General features: G+C 73.2%; 11 protein-coding genes. 8 read left to right on the forward strand and 3 right to left on the reverse strand.

What is annotated here, in order from left to right; genetic code table 11:
- Positions 1-2,011, forward strand: a 2,011-nt coding sequence (locus MR1_RS20250; RefSeq protein WP_306304935.1) for a peptidase C14, incomplete at its 5' end; no start/stop codon positions are given.
- A 341-nt stretch (positions 2,012-2,352) separates the two neighbouring features.
- Here the strand turns inward: MR1_RS20250 and MR1_RS17010 are convergent.
- The gene (locus MR1_RS17010; protein ID WP_067249738.1) at positions 2,353-3,027 is read right to left on the reverse strand and encodes a GntR family transcriptional regulator; all 675 of its coding nucleotides are present in this window, start codon (positions 3,025-3,027) and stop codon (positions 2,353-2,355) included.
- A gap of 226 nt (positions 3,028-3,253) precedes the next feature.
- Between MR1_RS17010 and MR1_RS17015 the strand changes: the two genes are divergently transcribed.
- The 6 genes from MR1_RS17015 to MR1_RS17040 all read left to right on the forward strand — a co-directional run bounded on the left by MR1_RS17015 (position 3,254) and on the right by MR1_RS17040 (position 8,796).
- Positions 3,254-4,612 (forward strand): MFS transporter, encoded by a 1,359-nt coding sequence (locus MR1_RS17015; protein WP_067249741.1) that lies wholly within the window; start codon positions 3,254-3,256, stop codon positions 4,610-4,612.
- 83 nt (positions 4,613-4,695) lie between these two features.
- Positions 4,696-6,084, forward strand: a complete 1,389-nt coding sequence (locus MR1_RS17020) for a hypothetical protein (RefSeq protein ID WP_067249743.1) — start codon at positions 4,696-4,698, stop codon at positions 6,082-6,084.
- Positions 6,085-6,160: 76 nt separating this feature from the next.
- Positions 6,161-6,922: an SDR family NAD(P)-dependent oxidoreductase gene (locus MR1_RS17025; RefSeq protein WP_067249745.1), complete on the forward strand. Its 762-nt coding sequence runs from the start codon at positions 6,161-6,163 to the stop codon at positions 6,920-6,922.
- Positions 6,919-8,001 carry an enolase C-terminal domain-like protein gene (locus MR1_RS17030; RefSeq protein ID WP_067249748.1) on the forward strand — a complete coding sequence of 361 codons (1,083 nt, stop codon included), beginning with the start codon at positions 6,919-6,921 and terminating at the stop codon, positions 7,999-8,001. Before MR1_RS17025 ends, MR1_RS17030 begins: the two co-directional genes overlap by 4 nt.
- Positions 7,998-8,291, forward strand: coding sequence for a hypothetical protein (locus MR1_RS20595; protein ID WP_067249751.1), 294 nt, complete (start codon positions 7,998-8,000; stop codon positions 8,289-8,291). The genes MR1_RS17030 and MR1_RS20595 overlap by 4 nt, the downstream gene beginning before the upstream one ends.
- Positions 8,242-8,796, forward strand: coding sequence for an SDR family NAD(P)-dependent oxidoreductase (locus MR1_RS17040; protein ID WP_067249754.1), 555 nt, complete (start codon positions 8,242-8,244; stop codon positions 8,794-8,796). Before MR1_RS20595 ends, MR1_RS17040 begins: the two co-directional genes overlap by 50 nt.
- A 268-nt stretch (positions 8,797-9,064) precedes the next feature.
- Here MR1_RS17040 and MR1_RS17045 read toward each other — a convergent pair whose 3' ends face one another.
- Positions 9,065-9,406, reverse strand: coding sequence for a nuclear transport factor 2 family protein (locus MR1_RS17045; RefSeq protein ID WP_067249756.1), 342 nt, complete (start codon positions 9,404-9,406; stop codon positions 9,065-9,067).
- Complete coding sequence (locus MR1_RS17050) at positions 9,399-10,148, reverse strand: SDR family NAD(P)-dependent oxidoreductase (protein ID WP_067249759.1); 750 nt, start codon at positions 10,146-10,148, stop codon at positions 9,399-9,401. Before MR1_RS17050 ends, MR1_RS17045 begins: the two co-directional genes overlap by 8 nt.
- A gap of 180 nt (positions 10,149-10,328) precedes the next feature.
- On the opposite strand from MR1_RS17050, the gene MR1_RS17055 reads away from it, so the two are divergent.
- On the forward strand, positions 10,329-11,336 hold a 1,008-nt coding region (locus tag MR1_RS17055), incomplete at its 3' end, for an MFS transporter (protein ID WP_255218185.1).

An 11,336-nucleotide genomic window follows, 5' to 3' on the forward strand; every position in this document is an offset into this window, starting at 1 on the left:
GGCGACACCAGCGACGCCGGTCCTGGCGCGGGGCGTGGACGGCGCGGCGACCGTCGGCGACCTGGCCGGGCGCAAGGGGAAGCAGGACGACGTCGTCGCGGTCGCCGGCTACGCCGCCGCCGGGGACGGGGGAGGCGGTCTGTTCCGCTGCGTCACCCGGGACGCCCCCGCCGTCGACGGCGGACGCGTCGTCCCCGGCAAGGGCGGTGCCGTGTGGGTCCGGCTGCACGACGGGACGCTCGACTTCCGCGCGTTCGGCGTCTTCGGGCCGGAGACCCCCGCCGATGACGCGCTCGACGCCATGGTCGGGGATCCCTCCGTGCGCCGGATCGAGGCGCACACCGACCTCAACTTCGTCCGACGGCACGTGCTCACCCGCTCGTTCCTGGAGCTGGACTTCGGCGGGCATCTGATGACGACGGAGGGCATCGAGAACGCCACGGCGAATGACCCGTTCTCGGCGGTGATGTTCTTCCGCGGCGTCGTCACCGAGGAGGTCCAGGAGGCGACGCTGGGCGAGGACGTGCCGGACCTCGCCGACGTCCTGCCGGTGGCGGACTCGTCGTTCTTCGTGGTCGGCGCGTGGTACGCCGTGGAGGTGAACGCGCTCGCCGGGCGGTGGGAGCGGGAGGTCCAGCGACTCGTCCAGGTGACCGGCATCGTCGACGGCGGCCACATCCGCATCGCCTACAAGATCGGCTGGCCGCTGGGCGCCGATCGCACGATGACGTGGCGGCGGATCGAGCCGGTGCAGGACGTCCGGGTCTCGCGGCTCCGGTTCCGCGGCGGGGGCTCCGACGACGTCACCGGATCCCACCCGCTCGCCTTCGAGTACGCGATCCGGTGCGACGTTGACGGCATCGAGGGCGAGCGGACGTTCTGGCCGCTCATCATGCGCCGGTGGAACACGCACTACACGACCGAGAACTGCACCCTCGCCAACCCCGTCTCGGTGACGCTCGGCGGTGCGGGGTACCTCACGCAGCAGATCTCCTGCCTCTACGGCTACGTCGCCAACTGCCGCACCTCGAACGCGCGCCACCTCAACGACTTCACCGCCAGCGCCTACTGCCTCGTGGAGAACTGCCACGGCGACGGCGACGACCAGGGGCCGTTCGTGACGCACGGGCAGTACGAGCACGACCTGACGTACGTCGGCAACTCCGGGCTGATGACCTTCGCGAACTCGGGGGCGCCCTGGGGCTCCGCCGCCAAGCGCATCACGGTGCGCGGCCACGTGTGCTCGTGGTTCGTCGCCCGGGTGCGCGTGACGGACCTCACCCTGGAGGACGTCCACGTCATCGGCAAGCCCTCCCTGGAGGGATCCGGGATGCTCTGGATCAACGCCGACGGCGCGCAGCTGCGCGGATGCAGCGCGACCCACACGCTCATCGTCACCCAGGCCTCCGACGCCTCCGCCCGCCCCACGGTGATCGCGGACTCGCGCTTCTCGTTCGCCGCCCCGGGCGACCTGACGAACGACACCGTCACGACCCCGGTCACGCTGGTGGACACGGACCTCTCCGGGGTCGGCGGCGTCCGTATCGCGGGCTCCGGCCCCGTCACGGTCCGCGGCGGGACGTGGTCCGCGGCCGAGGACGCGGATCCGGTGCAGGTCGCGGCGGGGTCCGTGCGGTTCGAGGGCACGGCCTTCACCGGTGCGCGTGTGCGCGCGACCGGCGACGGCGCGCAGTCCCTGTCGTTCTCGGGGGTGCGGGTCGACGCCGGCGCGGGCGGGTTCCTGTCCCGGGCAGGCGACGCGGAGCTGCGGCTGAGCGTCGACGGCAGCGCCTTCACGGGATCCGGCGCGCATGTCGACCTGGGGTCCGGCGCCAACCAGGCGCGGATCGTCGGGAACCGCTTCGAGGGCGGATCCCTCTCCCTGGACCCCGCCGCGTTCGGCAGCGGGTCGACGCTGCTGCACGCGGCGAACACCGAGGCCGGCGTCGCGCGGACCGCGATGCCGCCCGGGGGGCCCGCGGTGGTGCTGTCCGGCAACGTCGTCGTCTGATCCGCCCGGCGCACCGTTTCGTCTCGTCGCTGCGCTCCTCGCTCAACGACCGGGGTGCGGAGTTCCGGTCGTTGAGCGAGCGGAGCGAGTCGAAACGTGGTGACCCGGGCGGTGGCCGTGCCCGGTCGTTGAGCGAGCGCAGCGAGTCGAAACGCGGTGACTCGGGGCTGGGCGCGTTTCGTCTCGGTGCTGCGCTCCTCGCTCAACGACCGAGGGTGGTCGTGTCCGGTCGTTGAGCGAGCGCAGCGAGTCGAAACGGGGTGACCTGGGGCTGCGCGCGTTTCGTCTCGGTGCTTCGCTCCTCGCTCAACGACCGAGGGTGGCGGCGGGGACCCGGGGCGTCAGGCGGAGGTCTCGTCCGGGGCCGGAGCCGCGAGCGGGCTGATCCGCTCCACCGCGCGGGTGACGTGCTCGGCGATCACCGCGCGCACCGCGTCGGGGTCCCCGCTCGCGATCGCATCGAGGATCACGCGGTGGCTGCGGACGTGCTCGGCCTGTTCCTGCGGCGGCAGCGCCGCGTTCGCCGCCTGGATGAACCCGGCGATGCGCCCGCGCAGCTGCGCGTTCAGCTCCATGACGAACCGGTGGTCGGAGAGCTCGGCGATGGCCTCGTGGAACGCCCTGTCCTGCGCGAGCACCTCGGCCATGTCCCCGACGGCCGCCGCGTCCATGGCGTCGACGATCCCCTGCAGGCGCTTGTGCGCGGCGCGGGTCCATCGCTCCTGCACGCGCAGGGCCATGAACTGCTCGAGCACGATCCGCAGGCTCGAGATCTCCTCCAGGTCCCGCGGGGTCAGCTCCGCGACCCGGGCCCCGCGGCGCGGCTCGCGGACGATGAGATGCTCCTGGGCGAGTCGCGTCAGCGCCTCACGGACCGGGATGTGGCTGACGCCGAGGCGCTCGGCGAGCTTGCGCTCGACCAGTCGCTCGCCGGGCAGGAGCTCGCCGGAGTGGATCGCGGATCGGAGCTCGTCGGCGACCTGCTCGGCGATGTTCTGATCCGACACGCTCCGCATGGCCGTTCCTCCCCGCTCCGTCCGACCCGGCGGGGCCGACTGCTCCCCCGATGCTATGGCATCCGTGGCGCGCGAAACCCCCTCTCCCCGCCGAAACCCCTCCGTAGATCCGTACGTCAGGAGGGGTTTCGGCGGGCAAAGGGGGTTTCGGGAGAAGGAGGAGAGGGTTGCAGGTTTTGCTAGATGCTATAGCATTGCCGCAGTCCCGGATGACGAAGGAGTTGTCATGTCCCAGCCCCGCAGCGGCGCCGCCCCGCTCGACGCCGATCTCGGCGCGAGCGCCATGAAGAAGGCGATCTGGCGTCTCGGGCCGTTCCTCGGCCTGCTGTACCTCGTCGCCTACATCGACCGCAACAACGCCGGCTTCGCCAAGCTGGAGATGACCGAGGCGCTGCAGATGACCGAGGCCGCCTTCGGCCTGGCGGCGGGCATCTTCTTCATCGGCTACCTGCTGTTCGAGGTGCCCAGCAACCTGCTGCTGGAGAAGTTCGGCGCGCGCAAGTGGATCACCCGGATCATGGTCTCCTGGGGGATCGTGGCGGTGCTGACCGCGTTCGTGCAGGACTCGCTGCAGTTCACGATCGCCCGCTTCATCCTCGGCGTCGCGGAGGCCGGCTTCTTCCCCGGCGTGCTGCTGTACCTCACGCTGTGGTTCCCCCGGCAGTACCGCACCCAGGTGCTGGCCGTGTTCGCGCTGTCCAACCCGCTCGCCAACGCCGTCGCCGCCCCGCTGTCGGGCTGGATCATGGGCTTCCACGGACTCTCCGGCCTCGAGGGATGGCAGCTCGTCTTCGTCCTGGAGGGGATCCCGGCGGTGCTGCTGGCCTTCGTCGTCTTCTTCTGGCTGCCCGACCGCCCGCAGGACGCGACCTGGCTGACGCCCGCCGAGCAGGGATGGATCGCCGACACCATCGCTCGCGAGACCGCGGCGACCGAGCAGCGGCACGGACGGATCCGGCTGGCCGCCGTCTTCGGCAACGGTCGCCTGTGGACCCTCATCCTGCTGTTCTTCGGCGTCGTGTTCGGCGCGTACGGCCTGGGCCTGTGGCTGCCCACGATCGTGAAGAACATGGGCGACTTCTCGACCGGCGCGACCGGATGGCTCGTCGCGCTGCCCAACATCTGCGCGGCGCTGCTGATGCTCCCGTGGGAGCGCGCGGCCCGCAAGCAGGGCAACATCCCCCTGCAGATCGGCATCACGCTCACGATCACGGCGCTCTCCCTGATCGCCGCCGTCGCCGCGCAGGGCACCCCCGCACTGGCGCTGGTCGCCCTCTGCATCGGCATGTCGGCGCTGTTCTCCACGACGCCGCTGTTCTGGAGCCTGCCGCCGATGATCCTCACCGGCACCGCCGCCGCGGCGGGCCTGGCGTTCATCAACTCGGTCGGCAACCTCGCCGGGTTCGCGGGCCCGTACGCGATCGGATGGATCAGCCAGAGCACCGGCTCGGCGATCTGGGGCCTGCTCCTCATCGCAGCCCTCACGCTGATGGGCGCCGTGATCGGGTTCGTGCTCAGCCGGCGGCCGGAGTTCTCCGCCCCGCCGTCCGCTGAGCCGGCCGCGGTGGGCGCCGCGGAACGCTGACCCCCAACCGCGCGGACGCACGACGGACCGGCGCCGATCCGCGAGGGTCGGCGCCGGGCTGCGGAAGGAGAAGGATGGAACCCATGAGCCAGGCAGTCCCCGCGATGGGCGATCGGATCCGCGTCCCCCGCACGCGCGCGGCCGTCGGCGTCGCCCGCCGCGACATCACCCCGCCGCTCGGCATCCGGGCCAAGAACTGGGGGCCCGCCGACTGGGAGCGCTCCGAGCGCGTGCACCGCCCGTTCGCGCTGACCGCGCTCGCCGTGATCGGCGGCGACGACCGGGTGCGGCTGCTGCTGGCCGTCGACGGCACCTGGTGGCGACGGGTCGCCGATGAGCACGGCGTCCGCCAGGCGGTGCGGGACGGGCTCGGGCTGGACGCGGATCAGGTGATGATCTCCCTGTCGCACACGCACGCGGGTGCCGTGCTGTGCGCGGCGGACGCGCACCTGCCTGGTGGCGAGCTGATCCCGGGCTATCTGGACGCGCTCGCGGCGGCCGGGGTCGAGGCCGGGCGGGAGGCGATCGCCGGCGCCCGGCCCGGGCTGATCGAATGGACGACCGGGCGCTGCGCGCTCGCCGCCGAGCGTGAGCTGGACCTGGACGGCCGGGCGCTGGTGGGGTTCAACCCCGCGGCCGCGCCGGCCGACGACACGGTCATGATCGGCCGGGTCAGCGCGGACGGCGCGACCGTCGCGACGCTCGTGAACTACGCCTGCCACCCCACCACGCTCGCGTGGCAGCACCGCGGGGTCTCGCCGGACTACGTCGGCGCCACCCGGGAGGTGGTGGAGGCGGCGACGGGCGCCCCGTGCCTGTTCGTCCAGGGGGCGTCCGGAGAGCTCGCCCCGCGGGAGCAGTACACCGGCGACACGGCGGTCGCGGACCGGCACGGGCGCTCGCTCGGCCACGCGGTGCTCGCCGCGCTGGACGCCCTCCCGGTCGCCGGATCGGAACTGGTGCTCGACGACGTGGTCGAGTCCGGCGCGCCGCTGGCCGTGTGGTCGCCTCGGCCGGCCGCGGGAGGCGATGCGGCCGCGTCGCTGCACGAGGCGGTCGAGCTGCCGCTGCGCGATCTCCCCACCCTGGACGAGCTCGCCGAGGAGTGGAAGGACATCGATCCCCGTTCGCGTGCGGAGCGCCTGGGGCGGGCCCGGAACCTGCGCGAGGGCTACATCGACGGACCGACCGTGCGTCACCCGGTCTGGGTGTGGCGACTCGGCGACGCGGTGGTCGTCGGGCATCCGGGCGAGGCGTACTCACGCCTGCAGACGACGCTGCGCGCCCGGTTCCCCGGTGTCCCGATCGTGGTGATGAACCTGACGAACGGCCCGGGGTTCGTGTACCTGCCCACGCGCGAGGCCTATGCGCGGGGCGCTTACCAGGCGTGGCAGACGCCGCTCGCCCCCGGCGCCCTGGAGAGGCTCGAAGAACACGCATGCGCCCTCGTGGCCCGGGCACTGGCCGGATGAGTCGGCGCACGCATCGCCGATAGGCTTGCTATAGCAAACTGCGGCCCGGCCCGGGCCGCGAGGGAAGGGACAGCACATGACCGCTCAGGCACCCGTCGCCGTCGTCACCGGCGGCGCCGCCGGCATCGGCTGGGAGATCGGCCAGCGGCTCGCCGCCGACGGGCTCACGGTCGTCGCCGCGGACCGCGTCCCGGGGCTCACGGCGGGGGACAACCCCGCCGGCGTGCTCTGGCGGGAGCTCGACGTCACCGACCCGGCGGCCGTGGATCGCGTGTTCACCGCGATCGAGGACGAGATCGGTCCGATCGGCGTCCTCGTGAACAACGCGGGGATCCAGCGCCACCGCGCCATCGAGGACCTCGCCTGGGACGAGTGGGCGGCCGTCGTGGACGTGAACCTGAACGGCGTCTTCGCCTGCCTGCAGGCGGCGGGCCGCCGGATGCTGGCGCGCGGGGAGGGGCGGATCGTCAACATCTCGTCCATCTCGTCGCGCGGATCCGCCGGCCGGGCGCCCTACGCCACGACCAAGGCCGCCGTGATCGGCCTCACCGCGACCGCGGGCGCCGAATGGGCGTCGCGGGGCGTGCGGGTGAACGCCGTCGCGCCCGGATACGTCGACACGGGCGTCTTCCGCCAGGGCGTGGAGGCGGGGACGCTGAGCCTCGACACGATCCTCGCGCGCATCCCGGCCGGGCGCCTGGCCGATGCCGCGGAGATCGCCGCCGCCGTGAGCTTCCTCGTGTCCGACGACGCCCGCTACATGAACGGCCAGACGCTGTACGTCGACGGCGGGTTCATGGTGGACTACGGCGTGCCCCTCGCGAGGAAGCCCGAATGACCGGGATCGCGCGCGTCGACGCCGCGACCGCGGCGCTGGCGCTGCCCGCGCCGCTGGAGCTCGGCGCGATGACGGTCACGCGGCGGGAGTACGCGGCCGTGCGCGCGGAGGCGGAGGACGGCACGACGGGTCTCGCGTACGCGCTGACGCGCGAGGCGCCGATGGCCGAGATCGTCGAGCGGCTGGTGGCCGCACACGCGCTCGGAGCCGACGCCGACGACCCGGCCGGGACCTGGGACCGGATGCTCCGGGGCAGCGCGATCGTCGGGCGCACCGGGCTCGTCCGCCGCGCCATCGGGCTCGTGGACATCGCCCTGTGGGACATCGCCGCGCGGAGATCCGGCATCCCGCTGTGGCGACTGCTCGACACGGGCGACGACCCGCGCGAGGGGATGCTCGTCGCCGCGTACCCCTCCCCGTCCCGCTCGCCTCGTCAGGTCGCCGACGAGGTCCTCGCCCAGGCCAACGGGTGGTCCGCGGTGAAGATCTCGCGTCTGCCCGACCCGGACTACATGCGCGCGCTCCTCGGGATCCTGAGCCGGGAGCTGCCCGCGCAGATCGGGCTCGTCGTCGACGTCGGGTTCGGCTGGCGCGACGCCGACGAGGCGATCACCGAGATCCGGCGGTGGGGAGAGCCCGCCCTCCGCTGGGTGGAGGATCCGCTGCTGCCCGAGGACGCCGAGGGCGTCGCGCGCATCCGCCGGGAGACCGGCCTGCCCGTGGCCGTCGGCGACGAGGTCACCGACCCCGCCGTCCTGCGCGCCCTCGTGGAGGTCGGCGGGGTGGACGCGCTGCGCCTGGACGTCGTCGCCATCGGCGGCATCACCCCGGCGCGCGAGGTCATCGCATGGGCGGCCGAGCGCGGCGTCCCGGTGTCCGGGCACGTGTACCCCGAGGTGACCGCGCACCTCGGCATCGAGGTCGAGACCTTCGCGCGGGACGGCAACCCGTACGACCCGGCTCCCACGCTCGTCCGCGGCGGCCCGGTGTTCGCCGGGCGGGTCACGCCCTCGTCCGCGCCGGGACTCGGGTTCACCTTCGTCCCGGACGCGTTCACGTTCGACGGGAGGACGCCGTGAGCGGGGGAGCCGTGACCCGCAGCGCGGTCGTGACCGGGAGCGGCAAGGGGATCGGGCGAGCGATCGCCGAGCGTCTGACCGCCGACGGATGGATCGTGGTCGGCCTCGAACGGACGGCCGGATCCGGGAGCGTGGAGGACGGCGCCTGTGCGGAGGTCGTCCTCGGCGACGCGTCCGAGCGCGGCGCGCACGAGCGTGCGGCCGCGGCGGCCGCGCGGTGGGCCGCCCCTCGCCGGCTGGGTGAACAACGCCGGGATCACCCGGCACACGCCCCTGCACGCCCTGGATGAGGACGCGGTCCGCGAGCTCGTCGGCATCAACGGGTTCGGATACGTGTGGGGCTGCGCCGCCGCCGTGTCGGCGTTCGTGGATCAGGGCGTGGCCGGCGCGATCGTCAACGTCGGCTCGATCCACGGCCGGCTCAGCCACCCCGACCACGCCGCCTACGAGTTCACCAAGGGCGGCATCGACGCACTGACCCGCAGCGTCGCCGTCACGTACGGCGGGCTCGGGATCCGTGCGAACACGGTGGCTCCCGGAGGGGTGCGCACGCCGCACCTGGACGCGCAGATCGCCGCCTCGCCGGATCCGGAGGCCGCGGAACGGGCGCTCGCCGAGGGGCCGCCGATGGGCCGGATCGCCCGGGCGGAGGAGGTCGCCGCCGTCGTGGCGTTCCTGCTCTCCGACGAGGCCCCGTATCTGACGGGCCAGTCGATCGCGGTGGACGGCGGCTGGTCGGCGTCCTTCGGCGACGTGTCCGTGGATCCGGAGCTCCGCCGCCGCTTCACCCGCTGATCCCGGCGTGGGCGCGTTTCGTCTCGGTGCTTCGCTCCTCGCTCAACGACCGGGGGTGTTCGGTCGTTGAGCGACACTTCGACTCGCTTCGCTCGCTCAGTGCGGGTCTCCGCGAGTCGAAACGTGGTGACCCGGTGCTGGGCGCCGTTTCGTCTCGGTGCTGCGCTCCTCGCTCAACGACTGGGGGTGTTCGGTCGTTGAGCGAGCGCAGCGAGTCGAAACGTGGTGACCCTGGCTGGGCGCTCCTTGCTCAACGACCGGGGGCGGATCAGGCCTTCAGCATCGAGGCGCGGGTGATCCGGCCGTCCACCACGTCGAAGGTGGCGATCGTCTCCGTGGCGACGCCGGCGTTCACGACCTGCTCCTGCGCGACGACCCAGCGGTCGCCGAACAGCACGGTCGTCTCGATCACGCAGGAGAGGTCGGGGTTCTGCAGCCGCGGCTCGTAGAAGGCGCGGATCGCGTCCGATCCGGCGATCGGCTCGGGCGCCACGCCTGTGATCACGGCGTCGTCCGCGTAGGTCGCCACGAACGCGTCCAGGTCGTGCGCGTTGAATGCGTCGAGCTGCGCCCGGACGGTGTCCAGGGGGCTGCGGGCGGTGTCAGTCAATGCGCACTCCTCCGTTGACGTCGTACGTGGCTCCGGTGACGAAGCGCGCACGCTCCGAGGCGAGCGAGGCGATCACCCAGGCCACGTCCTGCGGCTCGCCGAACGCGCCGAGCGGGATCGACGCCGCCAGGCGGTCGCGCCCCTCCCCCTGGAGCTGGTCGGTGATGGCGCTCGCGACCGGGCCGGGGGTCACGGCGTTGACCCGGATCCCCTCGCCGGCCAGCAGCCGCGCGAAGCTGCGCGTGATCGCGAGGACCGCCCCCTTGCTCGCGGCGTAGTGCATCCCGGTCTGCAGCGCGCCGACCTGCCCCGCGATGGAGGAGATGTTCACCACGGAGCGGTCGCCGTCCGCCGCCCGCAGGAGGGGAAGGGCGGCGCGGGTGAGGAGGAAGGTCCCCCGGGCGTTGGTCTCCATCACGAGGTCCCACTCGTCGATGTCGATCTCGTCGAAGGGGACGTAGGGGCAGACACCGCCGTTGTTCACCAGCACGTGGAGCGCCCCCCACGCGCCCGACACCTCCTCGACCAGGGCGGACACGGAGGCGGGATCCCGCAGATCCAGGCGGGACACCCGCACGTCGGGCGATCCGGCGGCACGGCACTCGTCGGCGATCCGTCCGGCCTCGGCCTCCCGTCCGGCATAGGTCAGCCAGAGGGCGGTGCCTTCCCCGGCGAGTTCGAGGGCGGCGGCGGCTCCGATGCCGGAGCTCGCCCCGGTGAGCAGGGCACGGCGAACAGTCATGTCCCAAACGCTATAGCAAAACGGAGGCCAGGGCATCTCGCGTAGGATCGGGGCCATGAGTCCCGAGGCGTCCAGACACTAGACCGCGGATGCGAGCGCACGTCGTGCGCTCCCCGCCTCTCGTCGACCCCTTTTCGACTCGTCGTCCTCCCGTGCGGGAGGCGGCGTCCGCGTGTCTGGATGACCATGCCCTTCGTGATCCCTGTCCTCGCCCTGGCCGTCTTCGCCCAGGGCACGAGCGAGTTCATGCTCGCCGGCCTCCTGCTCGACATCTCCGCCGATCTCGGCGTGTCCCCGGCGACGGCCGGCCTCCTCACCTCGGCCTTCGCGCTGGGGATGGTGGTGGGCGCGCCGGCGATGGCCCTGTTCGCCGTGCGGTGGCATCCCCGCCGCACCCTCCTCGTCCTCCTCGCCGTGTTCCTCGCCGCGCACGTCTGCGGCGCTCTGGCGCCGACCTTCGAGCTGCTGCTGCTGACGCGTCTGGTCGCCGCGGTCTCGAACGCGGGCTTCCTCGCGGTGGCGCTCGGCGCCGTCCGGGCGATCGTGCCCGCCGCGCTGACGACCCGCGCCGTCAGCGTGCTGTTGGCCGGGACCACGCTCGCGACCATCGTCGGCGTCCCCGCCGGGGCGGCGCTCGCGTCCGTTCTGGGGTGGCGATCGACGTTCTGGGCGGTCGCGGCCCTGTGCGTGCCGGCGCTGGTCGCGATCGCGCGCGACCGCACGTTGGTCGCGCCCGGAGGCGGCGCGTCCTTCACTCTGCGGCGCGAGGTCGCGGAGCTGCGCCGGCGGCCGGTCCTCGGCGGGATCCTTCTCGGGGTCCTCGTCAATGCCGCGACGTTCGGGGTCTTCACGTACCTCGGCGTCGTGGCCGAGGCGGTGGGGATCGTCCCCGCCCTCGTCCCCGTGCTGCTCGCGGCGTTCGGCGTCGGCGCCTTCGCGGGAGTGAGCGCGACCGGGCGCTGGGCCGCGCCCCGGGAGCGGCGGTGGATCGTGACCGGCCTGTGGCTGCTCGGCGGCGCGTGGGCGGGGTTCGCGTTCGTCGCGGGCGGTCCCGTCGGCGTGCTCGTGCTGACGCCGGTGTGCGGCGCGCTCAGCTTCGCCGTGGGCTCGGCGGTCATCGGCCGGATCGTCCGCGAGGCGGCCGGGGCTCCGGTGCTCGGCGGGGCCTTCGCGACGGTGGCGCTGAAC

It is taken from the genome of Microbacterium resistens NBRC 103078, assembly GCF_001552355.1.
Classification (GTDB): Bacteria; Actinomycetota; Actinomycetes; order Actinomycetales; family Microbacteriaceae; genus Microbacterium; species Microbacterium resistens.

What these genes read in the sequence shown, in the direction of transcription:
- MR1_RS17015 (WP_067249741.1), top strand. Translation starts at nt 3,254, where the DNA reads ATGTCCCAGCCCCGCAGCGGCGCCGCCCCGCTCGACGCCGATCTCGGC.
- MR1_RS17030 (WP_067249748.1), top strand. Translation starts at nt 6,919, where the DNA reads ATGACCGGGATCGCGCGCGTCGACGCCGCGACCGCGGCGCTGGCGCTG.
- MR1_RS17050 (WP_067249759.1), bottom strand. Translation starts at nt 10,148, where the DNA reads ATGACTGTTCGCCGTGCCCTGCTCACCGGGGCGAGCTCCGGCATCGGA.
- MR1_RS17010 (WP_067249738.1), bottom strand. Translation starts at nt 3,027, where the DNA reads ATGCGGAGCGTGTCGGATCAGAACATCGCCGAGCAGGTCGCCGACGAG.
- MR1_RS17025 (WP_067249745.1), top strand. Translation starts at nt 6,161, where the DNA reads ATGACCGCTCAGGCACCCGTCGCCGTCGTCACCGGCGGCGCCGCCGGC.
- MR1_RS17020 (WP_067249743.1), top strand. Translation starts at nt 4,696, where the DNA reads ATGAGCCAGGCAGTCCCCGCGATGGGCGATCGGATCCGCGTCCCCCGC.